At 35.3% G+C, this 19206-nt stretch carries 20 protein-coding genes; 10 read left to right on the top strand and 10 right to left on the bottom strand.

Annotation, left to right across the window (positions count from 1 at the left end; translation table 11 throughout):
- Nucleotides 1–9 precede the first annotated feature (9 nt).
- From NTZ27_10565 to NTZ27_10550, 4 genes are all read right to left on the bottom strand, one after another.
- Nucleotides 10–687 (bottom strand): DNA alkylation repair protein, encoded by a 678-nt coding sequence (locus tag NTZ27_10565; protein ID MCX6175185.1) that lies wholly within the window; start codon nt 685–687, stop codon nt 10–12.
- A 194-nt stretch (nt 688–881) separates the two neighbouring features.
- Nucleotides 882–2171, bottom strand: a complete 1290-nt coding sequence (locus tag NTZ27_10560) for a hypothetical protein (protein ID MCX6175184.1) — start codon at nt 2169–2171, stop codon at nt 882–884.
- A gap of 129 nt (nt 2172–2300) precedes the next feature.
- Nucleotides 2301–2780, bottom strand: coding sequence for a DinB family protein (locus NTZ27_10555; protein MCX6175183.1), 480 nt, complete (start codon nt 2778–2780; stop codon nt 2301–2303).
- Between the two features lie 249 nt (nt 2781–3029).
- Entirely contained in the window at nt 3030–3344 is a 315-nt protein-coding gene (locus tag NTZ27_10550) for a hypothetical protein (GenBank protein MCX6175182.1), read from the bottom strand.
- Between the two features lie 152 nt (nt 3345–3496).
- Between NTZ27_10550 and NTZ27_10545 the strand changes: the two genes are divergently transcribed.
- Nucleotides 3497–3928: a hypothetical protein gene (locus NTZ27_10545; GenBank protein MCX6175181.1), complete on the top strand. Its 432-nt coding sequence runs from the start codon at nt 3497–3499 to the stop codon at nt 3926–3928.
- Nucleotides 3929–4014: 86 nt separating this feature from the next.
- Here the strand turns inward: NTZ27_10545 and NTZ27_10540 are convergent, their stop codons facing one another.
- The 5 genes from NTZ27_10540 to mnmE form a co-directional block, all read right to left on the bottom strand.
- Nucleotides 4015–4596 carry a PadR family transcriptional regulator gene (locus tag NTZ27_10540; GenBank protein MCX6175180.1) on the bottom strand — a complete coding sequence of 194 codons (582 nt, stop codon included), beginning with the start codon at nt 4594–4596 and terminating at the stop codon, nt 4015–4017.
- A 70-nt stretch (nt 4597–4666) separates the two neighbouring features.
- Nucleotides 4667–5785 (bottom strand): SIR2 family protein, encoded by a 1119-nt coding sequence (locus NTZ27_10535; protein MCX6175179.1) that lies wholly within the window; start codon nt 5783–5785, stop codon nt 4667–4669.
- Nucleotides 5786–5938: 153 nt separating this feature from the next.
- Complete coding sequence (gene rsmG / locus NTZ27_10530; protein ID MCX6175178.1) at nt 5939–6619, bottom strand: 16S rRNA (guanine(527)-N(7))-methyltransferase RsmG; 681 nt, start codon at nt 6617–6619, stop codon at nt 5939–5941.
- Between the two features lie 14 nt (nt 6620–6633).
- Nucleotides 6634–8511 carry a tRNA uridine-5-carboxymethylaminomethyl(34) synthesis enzyme MnmG gene (gene mnmG / locus NTZ27_10525; GenBank protein MCX6175177.1) on the bottom strand — a complete coding sequence of 626 codons (1878 nt, stop codon included), beginning with the start codon at nt 8509–8511 and terminating at the stop codon, nt 6634–6636.
- Nucleotides 8512–8584: 73 nt separating this feature from the next.
- Nucleotides 8585–9940, bottom strand: coding sequence for a tRNA uridine-5-carboxymethylaminomethyl(34) synthesis GTPase MnmE (mnmE, locus tag NTZ27_10520; protein ID MCX6175176.1), 1356 nt, complete (start codon nt 9938–9940; stop codon nt 8585–8587).
- Nucleotides 9941–10164: 224 nt separating this feature from the next.
- Here mnmE and clpB point away from each other — a divergent pair, with 224 nt between their 5' ends.
- The 9 genes from clpB (at nt 10165) to NTZ27_10475 (ending at nt 18876) form a co-directional block, all read left to right on the top strand.
- Nucleotides 10165–12783 (top strand): ATP-dependent chaperone ClpB, encoded by a 2619-nt coding sequence (gene clpB / locus NTZ27_10515; protein MCX6175175.1) that lies wholly within the window; start codon nt 10165–10167, stop codon nt 12781–12783.
- Nucleotides 12784–12852: 69 nt separating this feature from the next.
- Nucleotides 12853–13248 (top strand): hypothetical protein, encoded by a 396-nt coding sequence (locus tag NTZ27_10510; GenBank protein ID MCX6175174.1) that lies wholly within the window; start codon nt 12853–12855, stop codon nt 13246–13248.
- A 374-nt stretch (nt 13249–13622) separates the two neighbouring features.
- Nucleotides 13623–14003 (top strand): STAS/SEC14 domain-containing protein, encoded by a 381-nt coding sequence (locus NTZ27_10505; GenBank protein MCX6175173.1) that lies wholly within the window; start codon nt 13623–13625, stop codon nt 14001–14003.
- Nucleotides 14000–16249 (top strand): PAS domain S-box protein, encoded by a 2250-nt coding sequence (locus NTZ27_10500; GenBank protein MCX6175172.1) that lies wholly within the window; start codon nt 14000–14002, stop codon nt 16247–16249. The genes NTZ27_10505 and NTZ27_10500 overlap by 4 nt, the downstream gene beginning before the upstream one ends.
- Nucleotides 16250–16411: 162 nt before the next feature.
- Nucleotides 16412–16777, top strand: coding sequence for a hypothetical protein (locus tag NTZ27_10495; protein MCX6175171.1), 366 nt, complete (start codon nt 16412–16414; stop codon nt 16775–16777).
- Between the two features lie 272 nt (nt 16778–17049).
- Nucleotides 17050–17358 (top strand): potassium channel family protein, encoded by a 309-nt coding sequence (locus NTZ27_10490; GenBank protein ID MCX6175170.1) that lies wholly within the window; start codon nt 17050–17052, stop codon nt 17356–17358.
- Nucleotides 17359–17409: 51 nt separating this feature from the next.
- Nucleotides 17410–17559, top strand: a complete 150-nt coding sequence (locus tag NTZ27_10485) for a hypothetical protein (protein ID MCX6175169.1) — start codon at nt 17410–17412, stop codon at nt 17557–17559.
- An 18-nt stretch (nt 17560–17577) separates the two neighbouring features.
- Nucleotides 17578–17958, top strand: coding sequence for a hypothetical protein (locus NTZ27_10480; GenBank protein ID MCX6175168.1), 381 nt, complete (start codon nt 17578–17580; stop codon nt 17956–17958).
- A 42-nt stretch (nt 17959–18000) separates the two neighbouring features.
- Nucleotides 18001–18876, top strand: a complete 876-nt coding sequence (locus NTZ27_10475; protein MCX6175167.1) for a hypothetical protein — start codon at nt 18001–18003, stop codon at nt 18874–18876.
- Nucleotides 18877–18919: 43 nt separating this feature from the next.
- Here the strand turns inward: NTZ27_10475 and NTZ27_10470 are convergent, their stop codons facing one another.
- Complete coding sequence (locus tag NTZ27_10470; protein ID MCX6175166.1) at nt 18920–19165, bottom strand: TolC family protein; 246 nt, start codon at nt 19163–19165, stop codon at nt 18920–18922.
- Nucleotides 19166–19206 lie beyond the last annotated feature (41 nt).

The raw sequence follows: 19206 nt of genomic DNA, 5'->3' as shown, positions 1-19206 counted from the left end.
TCTCTACATTTATTTTTTGATTCTCGTTAAGATTTTAGGATCTATCAATTCGCGAATTGCATCGTTTGCAATCCACTTCGCTGATTTGGAATTGAGCGCTTGAATCTCTTTTGCAAGTTTGAGGGATTCTTTGTTTAAGAATTTACTTCGTTTACCGATTTGCCGTAAAGACCAGTTAACAGCTTTCTTCACAAAATTTCTTTCATCAATAGAATATTTTTTGATAAGCGGAAAAAACCGTAGAAAATCTTTATCGTCCCTTTTCTTATCGTGAACAGCAACATAACACATTAAAGAAAATCCCGCACGGCGGATAAACTCTTCCTTCCTTTCGCACCATTCAAAAATTTTTTCGAATGCATACGGAGTTTTTCTAAAAAGATTACTGCACGTACCGTCGCAGATATCCCACGAGCTGAAATCTTTTACCCATTTATTCATCTGAGATCTTGTAACAAGTTTCGGATCGTCTATCATTGATGCAATGTGCCGTGCTTCGTGATAATCGCTTTCCCACAGCTCAAGAGCAAGCTCGTGATTTTTGCCGATCTTCTTTGCAAACGCACGCATGAACGGAACATTCAGCCCAAATGCTTTTTCAACATTTATTCCGTAACGAGCCATTCCCTCAAGGTTGCGCGGATTGTAATGTTTTTTTAGTTCTGAAATTATTTGACCGGTTGTCATATCAAATCCAATTTATGAAAATAGTCTACTAAATACATCGTATGGAACGGGTGGGAATAGATCAAAAGAAATTAGCTTTTCTTTAGCCAGCGAAAGCGTGCTCAAAATATTTCCAGCTTCGTTTTCTCAGAACATATGAGAACTAAAATTACGAAGTAATCAAATGCGGCGTTTTAATAATACCTCATATTTTTTTAATTGCTAATAGTAATTGTCGAACCGCCGCCACCGCCAAAACGGGGATTTACAAAATTATTAAAGATAGAGCCGAATGAGTACGATATTCCGAAAAATGCATAATAATTATAACTTGTCTCAAGTTGCCTTCTTCTTAGTAAAACTTCCTCAAGGGATGCGCCTGCAAGCGGTAATGTTATCTGTTTACCAACTTTATTATAATTGATGTAAAAGTCGAGAGAAAACCCTTTAAACAATCTTAGACTTGCAGAGCTGTAAATTCTATAACCAAAATTGGTAAAATCATCTAAATAGTTTTGTATCTCACCTCCAAGGCTAAGACTTCCCCACGGTTCAATCAGCGATAGTGACCCGTCAAGTGAATGTTGCCATAAGTTCTCTTTTTTCTTGAAATAGAATGTCTCGTCAACGTATTTGTTAAAAGTATTATAAATTTTATAATAAATTCTTAGCTGGTGTACGTTCGATTCTGAATATGGAAAAATATTATACTCGATTCCGGGTGCAAATGAAAAACTAAAATCAATGTTATCATAAGTTGAGGTATATCCATTACCCCAAATTCCCCATGACCAATTACTATTTATAGCTTTAATAAGCGACGCATTCGCATATTGGCTTCGTGTAATGTTCGTTATTTTTTCGGTTCCGGTTGAAGTTTCATATAAATAATTACTTTCACTATAATCATTAGATAGAGAAAAATTAAGTTTTAGTTCTTCAGTTGTTCTGTTTGCAGAGATCGAGCTATAAATATATTTGTAGTTGTAATTTTTTTCACCGCTAAAATTTCCGTTGGTGCTTAACTTAAAAACCCAATAGTCCCAGTCATCTTTTGGCTGTTCCACCTTGCTGCTTTTAGAAAATGAAATATTCATTTGATCTGCAACAGGTGATTTAGAAATGTATCGGATCAATCCAAGCTTAAGCGCTTTTACCATTTTTATTCTTGATTGATCATCCGAATCGCCTTTATTCGTAGTGTACTTTACCGTATCGTTCATATTAGCAAATTTATTCTGTCCAATAAAAAGTAAAGTGTAATCACTTCCTCCAGATCCAGTGCTTTGTGAAGTGTAAAGAACATGAATATCCGCGTCTTTCCGATCACGCACGTAATTAACAATTGGTATTTGCTCTTTGATAAAGTTAATGTCGCAATAATTGCAATCAATAAAAACGTTGGGAGCGCCTTCTTTAGTTAATGATCGGTCTTCCTGCGAATATGATGTTGATGCGTAGAGAAATAGAAATGTTAATAAAAGAGATGCAACTTTAGAAACCATCTTAACCCCTAAGGTTAGTGGATGAATGATAAAGACAATTAAGTGTTTCTAAGACTGTAAACGTTATTCAGTAGAAATTATTGTATTCAACTATTAAATAGACGTTTATTAAACAATATTGTTACCGTATCAAACCATTTTTTTTAATAACGCTATTTGGCCGGAGTGATATGCGTTATGTTGAACCAACCCGATTATAAATCCTTCAAAAGAAAAACCCGTTCCAAGTGTAGCGTTTCGTTCTCCACCAACAATTTCATCAAGTTTATCTTCCGGAAATTTTTTGATTACAGCAATCAATTTATTTGTATCTGCAAATAGTTTTTGTTTTACTGCTTGCCAATATTCTTCGGTTTTATACTTAGGAGTTGGCCAGTCCCCCATTGTGGGTAAAGAAGGTTGGCCCCCGTTAAATCGTTTTAAGATTTCTTCTGTCCACGAATTAAGATGCGATGTTAGTTCAATAATGTTATGTGCAGATGGAATTGATCTTTTGTTTGCTTGCTTAAAAGAAATGTTTTCAAGAACATCTTTTAGACATGCGCCGTGCCATGGATCGCCGAAAACTGAGTTGTGTAATTCAACAGATAATTTTTCAGAACGGTTCATATAATTGTTTTTAATTTAAAATATCCTTTAATGTTTTTGAAAAGGGTTGCGACTCTTCTTTTTTATTTTGTCCATATATTTTTATTCGATGCAAGATAAGGTTCGGTTTCTTTAAATAAAATGAAAATAAATAACACTATCACTAAAAACTGAAATTCGATCTCTGAATTATTATTAAAAAATCCGCTCTACTAAACTTCATAGAGCGGATTTTAGGGAGTATGTATGAGCCACTTGTGCGGGGGAAGACTATTGTTTAATTCTATTATGCTTCTTTATGTAAATATTTTTACTCGCTCTATTTTGTTCGTTTCGAATATGTCTGCGCTCGCCGGGAGTTAGAGCGCCATCGGCTTTTGCAATTCGCTTATCACGTTGAATTGCCTTTTGTTGATTTTCTAATTTCCGAACTTCGCCTCGCGTAAGTTCTCCGCTTTTTATTCCCTGATGAATTCTTAGTTGCTGGTTTTTTTGAGTTTTGTCTATTTTGGGTGTAACAGTTTGTGCGGAAATGGCTGTATAGCTTACACTGAGAATTATTAATATTGCGAATATCCTTTTCATTGTATATTCCATCTAAATAAAAAATATTTTGCTTACAAACCATAGACAGGTATGTCTATGCTAATGGTTTAATGCAGAGTAACAAATATTTTTTTCCTTTATTTTCTCAATCGTTTTTATAAGATTAATCTTGTTAATAAAATGAGTTCTACTTGACAAAAATCAGACTTCTCTCCGCTATTCTTTTCGTTATAGGTGGCATTGGCTGTAAAGAAAATGTAGACTTAACTTCGCCGAATACACCGGCTGTTGTTATAAATAAAATAATTGATTCTGTTTTAGTACAGATAAATTATGGTCAGGAAGCATCAATTGAGAATAATATTACAATCAAATTTGATGGTGTTGGCGATTCACGTTGCCCCATGGATGTAATATGTGTTTGGGCTGGTGACGGCGGGGTTAGTTTAATACTCTCTAATGGAAGAGAACAATTACATACATTTCTTCACACTGCATTATTCCCAAGAGAAATTCATTATAACGGCTACCGAATAATTCTTAAATCATTAAATCCTTATCCAAAATCTGCAAGCTCAACAAAGTTAGATGAATACAATGTTGATCTAATAATTAAACGGTAAGAAATTTTGATTTGGTAGAGAACGTGTTTTAGGAGGGCCGCACTGTTTCGATAACTGCTAATTAAAATTATTCTTCTCGGTAAGTCTTACATCATTCTCATATCGAAAGGTGATATATCAGAAATAGTATATCTAACATTTAATTCTTTGATCAACTCACGAATTGTTTTCATTTCAGCTTCTGTTAAATGCATCCTATGTTTCAGCATAGCCAAACTAGTATATGCAACTTTAGAAGGATCCATTTCGAAATTCAAAATTTGTTTTCTGATGTTATAAGAAAAATTTTCAAGCCGCTCTAATTTTTTTTTAAGCTTCATCATAATTTCGGGTTTGCTAAGATTGTACATTAATAGAATTCCTATATCAAAATTTGATGGCCCGGTTGAATCATCTTCTAAAAAACTTGTTATCGAAGAATGTAATTCAAATTCACCTTCAGGCGTGATATTGTAAATTGTTTTCTCAGGAAGATTTCCATTTCTCTCTTGTCGTCCTAAAATGAGTCCGTTTTTTTTCAAATTATTAATTGTCGCATATACTGTCGAATCTGCCAGCGGCAGCCATTTGCGTGTATTTAATCTTTCAAGCATTTTTGTAATCTCGTAAGGATTATGCTCTCTTTCGGACAAAACGCCTAATATTAACGTTGCTAATTTTGATAACATTGTGATAATTCCACTACTTTAATGAAGTAGTGTTAAAATAGAGCGAGATTTTGATTGTGTCAATAAATTTCTAAGAAAAGATTGAATTTATTTCATTTTCGTCATTAACGAATTCTTCGAAGGAAGAATAAATGAAACGTACATTGGGAGTGAGTGATTTGTAGTTAAGTTCTAAAGATTCTTTGTGTTTGGGGTTTATAACTATTATTTCTTTTTCCAGAGTCATTTGTTTTTTAAATAATGCTTTAATATGTACGTCTGAGTTAGAAAGCGAATAACCGATGAACACAATTTTTTTTGTCGCTCTAATTTCGCGGGAAGCTTCCGCCATTAATTGCGAAATTAATGGATGATGGATTGTTTTGAGATACGTTGGCGGCATTATAAGTGTTTGAAATTCTGTCCCGTCTATGGGACATAGAACCTCGTATTCTTTATTCTCGGGATAAGTATAACCCAAAAATTTTCCCTTATTTAAATCTATCATTCTATCCCAGGGAGTAAGCAAAGTTTGGTTGCAACACTTACAATATTTCCAGTTTAAGCTTCCATGTAATTTTATAATTTTAAAAGGAATTGGATTATCCTCTTTATCTACCGATACAGGTTCTCGCGGATTAATCCAAAAATTAAAATCCCGTAATTCTGGTAAGCGCTCGTAATTCATTAAATGAATACAATAATCAATGTACCCGTGATTCTTAAACAAAAAATCAAATGCTTGTTCAAGCAAGGTATCATAGTTTAGTGTAATGATTGAAGTGTTTGAATTATTTTTTTGTATTGCTTTCCAAAATAGATGATAGAAATGACTTCGTTTATCAGTTTGAATATTAACAACGTAGTGAATTAACTTAATTAGATATTCTTTAATGTCTCTAATTTTTTCATTTGTATATTTAGAATTAAGGCTTTCATTCTGTTGAATAAAATAATCTATGAACCCAAACACTGCTTCTAACTGCGGGTATTGATTTGTAGTCGGATTGAATTCAAAATTATCTTTAATAAACTCCGTTACAATTTTCCCAATCTCTGAATTTTCAATCTCGTTTATTCTACCTGAAATGATCATCGGCAACATATCTCTCTGCAACGGAACTCCATCGGCGTGAGAAGCTCCTGCGCCTAGAACAAAAACGACATCTCTATTTGCAGAATATCTTAAAAATTTTTCTGTAAGATTCATTTTATCAGATAGCTATTTCAGCTTTATTTTATAAGGGCGAAATAAAGGATTAAATAAGTTAAATCATTATCAAATAATTCCGACGAACAAATATAGCTTTATTCTTGAAACTGTTCACTTAAAAAGAGGAGGGTATTCTTTGGTCGAAAAAGTTTACTTGTTGATCTCCAATAAAATCAACTTCTTCCCTTTTTCATTTCTTGCATTGGTGGGTTTGTATGACAATTCGAAAACAGTGGACTTTTTAATGTGTGCTTTGTATTTCAATTCTGCTGTTTTAAATTCATCAATCAAATCCCCCCCTTTAATTGTAGCAATGTAAGCTTTCTCTTTAATTAAAGGCAGCGAATAACGAAGGAGAATAATTAATGGAACTGTTGCGCGGCTTAATACTAAATCAAAAGAATCGGAATATTTTTGTTTAAACTCTTCGCTTTCAACTCTGGAATTTTCTGCTACGATATTATTCAGTTTAAGTTTATTAATAAATTCTTTTACTGCTTCAATTTTTTTTGCAGTTGAATCTACAAGAACGCCTCGCATCGCAGGGCAAGTAATTGCCAACGGAATTCCCGGGAACCCTCCTCCTGTGCCAATATCTAAAAATTTAGAAATTTTACTCGGAAGATATTCTGCTATATAAGAAGAAATAAAAATATGGTTTTCGATTATTTGTAAAACATCACGTCGAGAGATTAAGTTAAGTTTTGTGTTTTTTTGTGTAACAAGATGTGCAAAGTGTGCTAATCTTTCTAACTGATATTCATCTGGATTAAGACTATTTTCCCAAAAAAGCTTTTTTAGTTCCCGTAAGTACTGCTCTTGAAGATCCAACAAAACCCTCTGAATTAACTTTTTAAATATACTAATAAAACGGAAATATCTGAAGGTGTGACTCCAGAGATTCTAGAGGCCTGACCTATCGAATGTGGCTTGATTTTAGCTAATTTTTCTCTTCCTTCAGTAGAAATAGTCTTTAAATTATTATAATTTAAATTTAATGGTATTAACATTTTTTCTAATTTTTCTGTTTTTACAACTAGTTCTTCTTGCCTCTTAATATATCCCTCATATTTTATTTCAATCTCTAGTTGCTCTAATAATTCTTCTTTATTAATCAAATTACTATATACTACTGAATCTTCTAATCTTAACAAATTTAATATCTCTTTTAATGACAGTTCTGGTCTTTTTACTAACTTTTCAATTGTTTCGGAGTTATCAATCTCGGAAAGATTTTTTGTCTCTAGTAAAATATTTATTTGATTAGGCAGTATTTTCGTTTTCGACAACAAATCTTTACCTATAGTTATTAAGACTTCTCTTTCTCTCGTTTCATTAAATAATTCTTTAGATATTAGTCCAAATTCATATCCATATTTTAGAAGTCTTCTGTCTACATTGTCTTGCCGTAGAAGAAGTCTATGTTCAGCTCGAGAAGTAAACATTCTATAAGGTTCACTAGTGGACTTCGAAACCAAATCATCTATTAAAACCCCAATATAAGCTTCACTTCTTTTTAAAATAAATTCAGATCTCTTTTGTATTTGTAGAGCTGCATTAATTCCTGCTATAATTCCTTGTCCAGCAGCTTCTTCATATCCGGAAGTTCCATTAATTTGTCCTGCAAAATAAAGTCCTTTTATTAACTTAGTTTCTAGAGTAAGATCAACTTGATAAGGTGGAAAATAATCATATTCAACTGCATATCCAGGGCGGACTATTTCCGCATTTTCGAGTCCTCTAATTTTTTGTATTGCTTCATATTGTATCTCTGCTGGCAATGAAGTTGAAAAACCATTAAGGTAAATCTGATCTGAGTCTAAACCTTCAGGCTCTAAAAAAAGCTGATGTCGAAGTTTATCCGAAAACCTAACAATTTTATCTTCTATTGATGGACAATATCGAGGACCAACACCCTCAATTAACCCAGTGAATATAGGTGATTTATCAAATCCCCTTTCAAGAATACTGTGTACTACTCTATCAGTATAGGTAATGTGGCAGCTTACTTGTGGAAGAAATGGGAATTGATTTTTAGATGTTCGAAGCGAAAAAGGCTTAGGATTTTCGTCTCCCTTTTGCTCTTCTAAAATTTCCCAGTTGATTGAATCTTTCTTTAATCGTGGTGGAGTTCCAGTTTTCAACCTACCTGATGAAAAACCTAAATTTATTAGCGATTCAGTTAATCCTAATGCCGATTTTTCACCATATCGTCCGCCCTTCAATGAAATTAAACCCGTGTGCATTAATCCGTTCAAGAAAGTCCCAGAACAAATTATTAGTGCTTTACATTTTAATTCATTCCCTGAAATAGTTTTTACATACGAAATTTTCTTATTTTCCTCATAAATTTCAAGAACTGAATCTTCAATAATTTCAAGATTATTAAATGAAGTTATTAAATTTACAGCCTCTAGCGAATATAACTTTCTATCTGATTGACACCTACCCGCCCATACAGCCGGACCCTTTGATTTATTTAGTACACGAAACTGTATTCCAGTTTTATCAGCAAGAATACCCATAAATCCACCAAGTGCATCAATTTCATGAACTAAATGCCCTTTAGCACTACCTCCGATCGCTGGATTACACGACATTCTACCAATAGCATTTTTATCCATAGTTACAAGTCCAACTGAACAGCCCATTTGAGCAGCTGAAATGGAAGCCTCAATCCCAGCGTGACCTCCACCGATAATTATAATATCAAAATTTCTCATTAAAAGCTTTCTGTTTCACATGGAACGATTTTATTTATTAAGATTTGATATCATCCGTTTCCCGTGAAACTAATTATTTTCCAATGCAGAATTTTGCGAAAATATTGTTCAATATGTCATCAGAAGACACAATCCCTATTATTTCTCCAAGGGACTCTTCTGCACTTCTCAGATCTGTGGATATAAATTCGCCGCTCATTTTATTCTCGGCTGATTTTCTAGCATTTCTTAGTTGTCCGGTTGCATTAACAAGTGCTTCATAATGACGGACTGATGAAATAATGGCCGATTTCTCTGTATAGTTGCTAGAGCCTACTGCTTTTTCCTTCAATAAATTGAATAAATCTTTAATGCCTATACCATTCAATGCTGATATTTTAATATCTCCAAAATAAGATTCCCCAGGTTTTAGATCAATTTTATTCAATACTGTTAATATTCTTTCTTTGGATGTAAGTTGTAATAATTGATTATATAAGTCCATAGAAAAACTCTCAGTTACATCATTTAAAAAAATTACAATATCCGCATCTTTCACTGCTTTTTGACTGCGAGATATTCCCTCTTTTTCAATTTCATTATACGAACTTCTGATTCCGGCCGTATCAAACAAACGAAATAAAATTCCATCAATTGAAACTTCTTCGCGAATTACATCTCGTGTAGTCCCGGGAATATCGCTTACGATTGCGCGAGATTCTTTTAAAATATAATTTAGCAAAGATGATTTCCCCACATTCGGTTTGCCAACTATCACAACATTCACTCCATCTCTTATAACTTTGCCAAATTTATATGTTTTTAATAGTTGATCAATTTCAAGAATTATTTCATCAATTAATTTAATTACCTCAGTCTTTGAAACGAATTCTAGATCTTCTTCTGCAAAATCCAACTCTAATTCTATAAGCGATGATGCCGTTACTAATTTATTTCTTAAATCCTCAACTTTTTGGGAAAGTAGTCCATCAAGCTGATTTCGCGCTCCTCGAAACGAAGCTTCAGTTCTTGAATTTATTAAATCAGCAACGGCTTCAGCTTGAGCCAGATCTATTCTTCCATTCAAGAATGCTCTTTTTGTAAACTCCCCAGGATCAGCCGTACGAATATTCAATTTCAAAAGTGTTTGGATTATTTTCTGTGTTATGAGAGAACTTCCATGAGTGTTGATTTCTACAGATTCCTCTCCGGTGTAAGAATTTGGTTTTTTGAAAATTGAAATTAGTACGTCATCTATCAATTCTTTATTTTCATCAAAAATCTTTCCGTAATGAATTGTATGTGTTGAACTACTAGATAATTTATGTTTCCCCTCAAAGATTTTATCAACTGAAGAAATGCTAACTGGGCCGCTAACTCGTATTACCGAAATAGCGCCAACTCCGGCCGGTGTTGCTAAAGCTACTATTGTATCATCTTCAAAATTCATTTCGTTCCGGAATAATTTATTAAAGAGTTTGAGAAACGGGGGCACTAAATTAAAACAATTAGCAATTACACTCAATAAACTGATTATGAAATAACTGACAGTAGAATTTTATTACTAATTCAATATTTACTAATTCGTAATGATTTATTACGAACTCGAAACTATTTTAGTAAATGATTTGTATGAGCGGTAAATTAGTATTAAAAATTATTTGGGTTATGACAATGGCTTTTAATTTAAATAAGTTTACGGTCAAGGCTCAAGAAACTGTTCAAAGTGCAATAGAGATTGCCCAAAACTATAACAATCAAATTGTTGAACCTGAACATCTTCTTGCTGCTATGCTTCAAGATCAATCAAATCTTGCTGTTTCAATTATTCAAAAATCCGGCGCTAACATCAATCATATAAGAATAAAGATTGGAGAGTTATTAGAGCGGCTACCAAAAATTTCCGGAAGCGGAATAGGGAACCAACAACTTTCGATAAACTCTGCAAAATTGTTTGATATCGCCTCCGAAGAAACAAAATTGTTAAAAGACGAATATGTTTCGAATGAACACATTCTTCTTGCACTAAGTGAAGATAAAAGTCCCGCCGGAAAAATATTAAATGAAACGGGAATCAATAAAAAAATAATTTACTTGGCGCTTAAAGATATCCGAGGAAATCAAAGAGTAACTTCACAAAATCCAGAAGACACATATCAATCTTTGCAAAAGTACGGGCGTGACCTGAACGATCTTGCACGTTCTAATAAACTTGATCCAGTGATCGGGCGCGATGAAGAGATCAGACGTGTTTTGCAAGTACTTTCGCGAAGAACAAAAAATAATCCGGTGTTAATCGGCGAACCCGGTGTTGGTAAAACTGCTATTGCTGAGGGCATTGCTCATCGAATTGTATCCGGGGATGTGCCGGAGACTCTCAAAACAAAAAGAATTGTTGCGTTAGATATGGGCGCTCTCGTAGCAGGGACACAGTTTCGTGGACAATTTGAAGAACGTCTCAAAGCTGTTATTAAAGAAGTTCAGGAAGCCGAGGGTGAAATAATTTTATTCATTGATGAATTGCACTTACTTGTTGGTGCGGGCAGAACAGACGGATCAATGGATGCGGCAAATATTTTGAAGCCGGCGCTCGCTCGCGGAGAGCTTCACGCAATTGGTGCTACAACTCTTGATGAATTTAGAAAGTACATTGAAAAAGATGCGGCGCTTGAAAGAAGATTTCAGCCTATACTTGTATCTGAACCAAATGAAGAAGATTCAATTTCAATTTTACGCGGACTAAAAGAACGTTATGAAATCCATCACGGTGTAAGAATAACCGACGGGGCAATCGTTGCTGCTGTTCAACTTTCCAACCGTTATATCACTGACCGCTTTCTTCCTGATAAAGCTATTGATATTATAGATGAATCCGCATCAAAGCTTAGAATCGAAATTGATTCTATGCCGGAAGAGCTTGATGTTGTTGAACGAAAAGTAAAACAGCTTGAGATCGAAAGAGAAGCGTTAAAAAGAGAAAAAGATTCGGATTCTGCATCACGTCTTGGCGAACTGCAAAAAGAGCTTAGTGAACTTCATGAAGAACGAAACAAATTAAAAGGGCACTGGCAGTTGGAAAAAGAAAAGATCCAGAGAATTCGTTCTATGAAAAGTGAGATTGAAAAAGCAAAAGTTGATGCAGATCGTTTTGAACGCGAAGGAAATCTTGGTAAAGTTGCTGAGCTACGTTATGGTATTATAAATGAATTAGAACGTAACCTAAAAAAAGAAACCGAAGAACTTGCTGTCATTCAAAAGAACAACAAAATGCTTAAAGAAGAAGTTGATGCTGAAGATGTTGCTGAAGTGGTTGCAAAGTGGACCGGCATTCCGGTAAGCAGAATGCTTGAAAGCGAACGCGCAAAACTTTTACGATTGGAAGACGAATTGCATAAAAGAGTTATAGGGCAGGACGATGCTGTTGCTGCTGTTGCAAATGCAATTAGAAGATCGCGTGCGGGATTGCAGGATTCCAACCGTCCGATCGGTTCATTCATCTTTATTGGAACAACGGGAGTGGGAAAGACAGAACTCGCGCGTTCTCTGGCAGAATTTCTGTTCGATGACGAACACGCTATGATAAGAATAGACATGAGCGAATACATGGAAAAATTTTCCGTGTCGCGGTTGATTGGTGCACCTCCCGGATATGTTGGTTATGATGAAGGCGGACAATTAACGGAAGCGGTTCGCCGAAGACCTTATTCAGTTGTTCTTCTTGATGAAATTGAAAAAGCCCATCCGGATGTTTTTAATATACTTCTTCAAGTTTTAGATGACGGCAGATTAACAGACAATCAAGGCAGAACGGTTGATTTTAAAAACACAATTATTATAATGACATCTAATCTCGGCTCACATTTGATTCAGGATAAACTTTCTGAGATAAATGAAACCAATTTCGAAAACATAATCGGTGAACTTCGTGTTTCGCTCTCTGAACTTTTACGAAGAACCATCCGCCCCGAGTTCTTAAACCGTATTGATGAAATAGTATTTTTCAAACCGTTATTAAAAAGTGAACTGAAACAAATTATTGATATACAATTGCAGAAAGTAGGAAAGATGCTCGCCGAAAAGAATATCATGATAGACGTTGATGAAGATGTAAAAGATTTTCTGCTTCAGCACGGATATGATCTAACATATGGTGCTCGACCTTTGAAACGCACTGTGCAAAAGTATATCATCAATCCGCTCTCTGCAGAATTGCTAATGAACAAATTTGAATCGGGAGACACAATTGTAATTCGTTATCCCGGAGCGGGGAAACTTGAGTTTGTTAAGCGTTAGGGATTGATTCTTGTTGATTTAAATTCAGAGCCGGCTTAATTTTCCATGAAAATAATTCTAGGAGAATTTATGAAATCAGTAAAATATATTTTTATTGTGGCCGGAGTTTACGGATTAATTGTTTTGCTGCCGATGTACTTTTCCGAATCTAGATTTAATGTTGACTTTCCGCCCGCAATAACTCACCCGGAATATTTTTACGGATTTATAGGTTTAGGCATCGCTTGGCAAATTTTGTTTTTCCTGATTGCAACCAATCCTCTTCGTTATAAACTTATGATGATTCCAGCTATAATAGAAAAATTCTCGTTTGGTATTGCGGTTATAATACTTTTCTCTCAGCAGCGCACTCCGATTATGATTCTCAGTACTGCAATTATAGATCTTCTCTTTGGCGTTTTGTTCATATATGCGTTTTTCAAAACGAAAAAAGAACAAATAAATACTAAGCTCTGGTTATTTTAAAAGCATAATAAAAATAATTTTAGAACGGTGGTTGGTTGCCGGTTTTAGGGTTGTCACTCCGGAGTAACGGCACTTAACAAAATAAAAAATACTGAGACCCAGCTCTGAACCGCCCGGATAATTCAATTGCACAATTACCTTATTTCTTTTAACTTAATATCAATCGGATCGCTTATATGTGTGGATTCGATTCTCAGTTTCTTTCCACTGAATCCATTTTGGCTCTGATCATGAGGCATTCTGACATAACTTAATTCGTTATAAATTATCTCCTCTATTCTAGAATTGTCATGGAAGGATAATGTTCCTTTAGCCATGCTTTTCTGTTTGGTTCGCAAATTAGTGAAAATACTTGCACTAAGAAGGGAGGTATTATGAGAAATGAAATTACTACGTCATCCCATAAAATTTTCTTTCTTGACATCGGGATTATAAAGGACATTCCTTTTACTCAGGATGAGACCCTGAATAAAGCTAAAGAAGCCTTAGAGGCAGCAAAAAAATATACCGGTAGTAAAAAATTTCCATTACTTGTAGATGTTAGACAGCAAAAATCAATCTCAAGGGAAGCTAGACATTTCTACTCAAGTAAAGAAGTCACAGATAATGTCACAGCCCTCGCTTTTCTCGTTGAGTCCACAACATCAAAAGTGCTCGCAAATTTCTTTCTTGGTTTGAATAAACCTCCGTACCCAACCAAATTATTTACAAACGAAGATGAAGCTATTGAATGGCTTAAGGGTTTTTTGAAATGAATAAGAATCTAAATGTTTCGAGTGATGAGAAAATTTCTAAAATTTTGAATGCTATTATGGAAGTTGCAGCGGGCAATTACGGAACAAGATTAATTCCATCAGAAAAGAATGACGAGATTGATGCAATAATGGTCGGCTTGAACATGCTTGCTGAAGAAATCGAAGCATCGGGGGATAGTTTAGAAAGATTACTTAAAGAAAGAACAAACAAGCTGACCGAGTCCGAAATCAAATACAGCACGCTTGCGGAATCCGCATCAGAGCATATTTTTATTATTAATCAAAATTTTGTCCTTGATTATGTAAATGAATCAGCCGCCAAATTTTTCAGTGCCTCTCCAAATTATTTGGTTGGGAAAAACATAAACGAGCTATTCCCTCCCACACAACTTGAAATGATGAAAGCAAATGTTTCCAAAGCATTTAGCGCGGGCATATCTCACTATGACGAAAGGGAATTCGTATTCAACGAAAGGAGCATATGGCTTCAGACTTCTTTAGCGCCAATTTATTCATCAGATAAAAGGAATGTAGTTTCTGTTCTCGGCATTTCCCGCGATATTACCGAGCGCAAACAAATAGAGAAAGATCTTTACGAAAGTGAAGAGCGCTTTCGCCAATTGTTTGAAAACTCGCCCATCGGCATATATCGAACCACACCGGATGGGCGCATCCTCGCCTCCAACCCAGCTATTACTCGTATGTTAGGTTATTCATCATTCGAGGATTATGCCGACCGTAATTTGGAAAAAGAACCAGATACCTCATTCTCTCGCAGTGCTTTCAAAGAACAACTGGAACGCGACGGTTACATTACCGGACTTGAAGCAATTTGGCACAAAAGTGACAACACGCTCATTTATGTTCGAGAAAACGCTCAAGTGGTACGGGATCAAACCGGCAAAATCTTATATTACGACGGTACCGTTGAAGATGTTACCGAGCGCAAACGGACCGAAGCAGAAGTCCAACGCCGTGCTAACGAAATTGCAAGTCTGTACGAAACAACCCGAGATTTAGCTATCCTGCCGGAAGATTTAACCAGCCTATTACTGAATATTGTGAAACGTGCCGTTGCGCTTCTCATCAGAACCGACGGAGGAATTTATTTGTATGACAAAGAACATGGCGATTTGGTCGTTGCAGTAGCAACAAATCCTTTGAAGCCAGTTGGCACGCGGGTTCAACTCGGGGAAGGCATGGCTGGCCGAGTTGCACTTACCCACCAGCCGATGATTGTCGACGATTATCGCACTTGGCCCCACCACTTACCGATATATGAAGGCGCACCTATCACTGCCGTCATCGAAGTGCCCATGCTTTATCGCAGTGAGTTGTTAGGAGTACTCGTGGTAGAGGAATTCCGCGAGACAACACGCAAGTTTACTCAAGACGATTTACGTCTATTAACTATCTTTGCGGGACAAGCAGCAGGCGCCGTGCATACTGCACAGTTATTCTACAATGTTCAACAAATTAATGCGGAGCTGGAAAAGAACATAAATGAACTTAAAGCAACGAAAAAAGAAATTCAAAAAATCAATCTCCACTTAGAAGAACTGAATGCAAACAAAGATAAATTTTTCTCGATTATTGCACACGATTTGAGAAGTCCATTTAATGGATTAATTAATGCATCGGAAATTCTTCTCAATGAATTTGAGACTCTCTCAAAAGAAGAAATTAAAGAGTTCCTCCAGCCAATTAACTCCAGTGTAAAAAATATTTATAAACTTTTGGAAAATCTTCTCAATTGGTCTTTAAATCAGATGGGTAAAATGGAATACGAGCCATCAAATATTGATTTATCGAAGGTTGTTAACAAAACATTCGAAGACGTACGGGAAGAAGCTCTTAAGAAAAATATTAGTATTTCAAATCATGTAAAGGATAATACATTTGTGCATGCTGATATCAATATCCTTCATACAATTATTCGAAATCTTATCATTAATAGTATCAAGTTTACAAATCCGGGAGGAAAAATAAGTGTTTCCTCAGTTACTAAAGATCCTTTCGTTGAAGTCTCTGTTCAAGATAATGGTATAGGAATTAGTCCGGAAATTATAGGAAAACTTTTCCATATTGATAAATCACATCCTACTAAAGGAACTGCTGGAGAGAAGGGAACGGGATTAGGGTTGCCTTTATGTAGAGATTTTGTTGAAATGCATGGCGGTAAAATTTGGGTTGAAAGTGAATTAGAAAAAGGAACAAAGCTTACATTTACTTTGCCGGAGGCATGACAGCATCATTACCTTTTTACAATCACTTCATTAGAAGCTTTATGTTATATAGATAAATCACAAAGTGCTTTAGTATTCACCATCTTACTTAATTGAGCACTAAGCGTTAGACGCAACTCCGTTACACGCCCGCGTATTGTTTAACAAAAGAGGAGAACTACAATGAGTAAAGCTGGTTTGAGTGTTTTCGTTTTCGGTTTGTATCTGGTTTTCTTAGTCGGGCTCGGTTTCATGATTATGCCTCACTTTATTCTGAGCATATTCGGGCTGAGCGCCGGAGACGATATATGGATTCGTATGGTAGGAATGCTAGCTTCAATTATTGGTGCCTACTATATTATTGCCGTACGAAAAAAGATCGAAGGATTCATCAAGTGGACGGTTCCGCTTCGATATTACGCAGCTTGTTTCATGCTGTTAATGTTTGTGCTGGGCAAAGTGGGTTCGGCGATATTGTTATTTGCAGCTATTGATGCAGTTGCTGCAACATGGACTTTTGTTTCGTTGCGCTCCACAAAAAGTACATAATACTTCTTTAAACAAAAATAATTTGAGAGTGTTTAGTCAAGACTCTTGATCTTGCTTAGATATTCAATTGTCATTCCAGAAAGTCCCGGTTTATCGGGAGTTATCCGGAATCTATATGATTTTTCCTTTATTGATAAAGTAAGTTTTAAAGTTTAAGTTGAATATAAAGTGGCGTTGGCAAAACCGTCATTGTTGTTTTGGGCGGCGCGTTAGGCGCAACACCGCTATAAATCTGCTCTATCTTAAAATTAAACAAAGGAGAAATAACAAATATGAAAAGATCATTTCCAAAAGAATTTTTTTCACTTCTTTCTGCCGCATGGAATCTTCTTATCTTTTATTTAATACTAATATGCGGCGGGGCCTTCGTTTTTCATATTGAGGGATTAAAAAACAGTAACGGCTCTTTTGGCGATTGCCTCTACACTGCTTTTACTACTTCCTTTACTATCGGCTATGGCGATATGACGCCGAGCGGAACACTGGGAAGAGTTACTGCAATAGTCTTGGCAATCGTCGGAATGATGTTTGTCGGAATTATTATTGGCGCGTCAGTTAAAGCACTTGAGAGATGTAAATAAAATAGTTACGCAATTAAAACGATGTACCGAAATCATTTTTATAAATAATTATTGACGTTGGTTTTTCAAACTGGCATTGCTGCTATGGGCGGCGCTTTAGTTGCAACGTCGTTAGCTGTCTTGAACAAAGGAGATCAAATGAAATTATTGAAAATATTTATGGTTTTAATGCTCGTTTTTTTCACAAAACTACTCGCATAATTTTCGATAGAAATCTTCTTGAATGATCCTTTTGATCAAACAACCACCACTATTAGAGAAAAACTTGTTGATAAAAAAATTGAAGAAAAAGAAATTATGAATTACAAAGCGTTGATGTATTACGATTGGCTAGAACCGATATCAATAAAAGTCGGTTATATGTTTACAAAAGATGATAAACAAAATGAGAAAGTCATCACGACTGGGAAAGAAAAAGAAGACGACGCACAAAAATTATTTGACATATCAAAAGTAGCCCTCACAAAAAAATATGGGAATAATTATTCTGAAAATAGTATGCTTGGATTAACAATGATAACGTGGAAGGGAATAGAAGGATATTTAGTTATGTTATCTCAAAAAGGTGAAAAAACAATGCTCATAATTATGAGCAAGTGATTATTCTTTTAATAAAAATTAAACGGTTAACAAAAAATACAAATGGCAGAAAATACAGATACAGGAGACGAAACTTTAGAAGATCCAATAAATATCGAATCGGTTAATACTTCTGACAAAAATATTTCTTCTAAAGAGCCTGACACATTAACTCCAAAAAAAGAAAGTGAAAATATGGAAACACACGCCCATCACCTGCATAATGCCCCAGGACAAAACTTCTGGCATTACTTCTATGAATTTCTAATGCTGTTCTTTGCAGTGTTTGCAGGGTTTTTGGCAGAAAACCAAAGAGAGCATTATGTAGAGGGAAAGCGGGGAAAAGAATTTATGGTATCTCTTGTAAAAGACCTTCAATCGGACACCGCTCAATTTTCGAGAATAAGGATGTACCGGCTTGACAAATTACGTACAATGGATTCATTAATTATTTTCTTTGTTAACCATACTACCGGGCCGGTTCCTGCTCATGGATATACGTTAGCCATAAAGCTTTTTGGTCATTTCGGTTTTTTTCAAACCAGTGGGACACTCGATCAGTTAAAAAGCTCCGGCGGCTTGCGATTGATAAGTCATAGAAATGTAGTTGAATCCATCGAATCCTATGATCAGCAAACTAAACGTATAGCGTTGCGGGATCTCTATGAAACCAATTTTTCTTTTGATAATAATACTATTCTGCAGAAATTATTTGATGGCAGAGCGCTGTTAAAAATTTATGCCGATACTACTTATTATAAGAAACCTGCATCTCCATCTGCTGTAATAAAACTGAATGAGCAATATTTAGATGAATTCCTGAATAGCTTAAGAACTTTTCAATATTTGGTAAGGCTTGACATGGACTTGCAGGTAGCGGTTAAAGAAAAAGCAACAGAGCTGATAAGCCTGATCAAAAAAGAATACGAGCTGGAATAAAAAATGGATGAAAATAACAATAAATTTAGTAGACAAGTACCTGCTAATTAGCTAAAAAGAAGCACGAACGCACAACATGGGCCTGACAAACTTTCTTCAACAGCAAATTTTTTTCATTCATCTTCGCGGCGTAACGAGCGGTTGAAAGTCTGCTTTGTGCTGCAGTGTAACTCTTTTGTACTTCGCGGAATTCAAGCGGGGAAAAGGTACCGATTTTTAATTCCTCAAATGCAAGATCAAGATTTTCTTTTGCAACCGAAACATTCTCTTCTTCTAAATTTAAGATCATTTCGAATCCGAACAATATTTATCATCTCATATATTGGCGGC

This window comes from Ignavibacteriales bacterium, from assembly GCA_026390775.1.
Taxonomy (GTDB): Bacteria; Bacteroidota; Ignavibacteria; order Ignavibacteriales; family Melioribacteraceae; genus Fen-1258.
Note: the sequence above shows the minus strand (reverse complement) of the source record. Positions and strands in the feature narration are given on the sequence as shown.

What these genes read in the sequence shown, in the direction of transcription:
- NTZ27_10565 (MCX6175185.1), bottom strand. Translation starts at nt 687, where the DNA reads ATGACAACCGGTCAAATAATTTCAGAACTAAAAAAACATTACAATCCG.
- NTZ27_10560 (MCX6175184.1), bottom strand. Translation starts at nt 2,171, where the DNA reads ATGGTTTCTAAAGTTGCATCTCTTTTATTAACATTTCTATTTCTCTAC.
- NTZ27_10555 (MCX6175183.1), bottom strand. Translation starts at nt 2,780, where the DNA reads ATGAACCGTTCTGAAAAATTATCTGTTGAATTACACAACTCAGTTTTC.
- NTZ27_10550 (MCX6175182.1), bottom strand. Translation starts at nt 3,344, where the DNA reads ATGAAAAGGATATTCGCAATATTAATAATTCTCAGTGTAAGCTATACA.
- NTZ27_10540 (MCX6175180.1), bottom strand. Translation starts at nt 4,596, where the DNA reads ATGTTATCAAAATTAGCAACGTTAATATTAGGCGTTTTGTCCGAAAGA.
- NTZ27_10535 (MCX6175179.1), bottom strand. Translation starts at nt 5,785, where the DNA reads ATGAATCTTACAGAAAAATTTTTAAGATATTCTGCAAATAGAGATGTC.
- mnmG (MCX6175177.1), bottom strand. Translation starts at nt 8,511, where the DNA reads ATGAGAAATTTTGATATTATAATTATCGGTGGAGGTCACGCTGGGATT.
- mnmE (MCX6175176.1), bottom strand. Translation starts at nt 9,940, where the DNA reads ATGAATTTTGAAGATGATACAATAGTAGCTTTAGCAACACCGGCCGGA.
- clpB (MCX6175175.1), top strand. Translation starts at nt 10,165, where the DNA reads ATGGCTTTTAATTTAAATAAGTTTACGGTCAAGGCTCAAGAAACTGTT.
- NTZ27_10510 (MCX6175174.1), top strand. Translation starts at nt 12,853, where the DNA reads ATGAAATCAGTAAAATATATTTTTATTGTGGCCGGAGTTTACGGATTA.
- NTZ27_10505 (MCX6175173.1), top strand. Translation starts at nt 13,623, where the DNA reads ATGAGAAATGAAATTACTACGTCATCCCATAAAATTTTCTTTCTTGAC.
- NTZ27_10500 (MCX6175172.1), top strand. Translation starts at nt 14,000, where the DNA reads ATGAATAAGAATCTAAATGTTTCGAGTGATGAGAAAATTTCTAAAATT.
- NTZ27_10495 (MCX6175171.1), top strand. Translation starts at nt 16,412, where the DNA reads ATGAGTAAAGCTGGTTTGAGTGTTTTCGTTTTCGGTTTGTATCTGGTT.
- NTZ27_10490 (MCX6175170.1), top strand. Translation starts at nt 17,050, where the DNA reads ATGAAAAGATCATTTCCAAAAGAATTTTTTTCACTTCTTTCTGCCGCA.
- NTZ27_10475 (MCX6175167.1), top strand. Translation starts at nt 18,001, where the DNA reads ATGGCAGAAAATACAGATACAGGAGACGAAACTTTAGAAGATCCAATA.
- NTZ27_10470 (MCX6175166.1), bottom strand. Translation starts at nt 19,165, where the DNA reads ATGATCTTAAATTTAGAAGAAGAGAATGTTTCGGTTGCAAAAGAAAAT.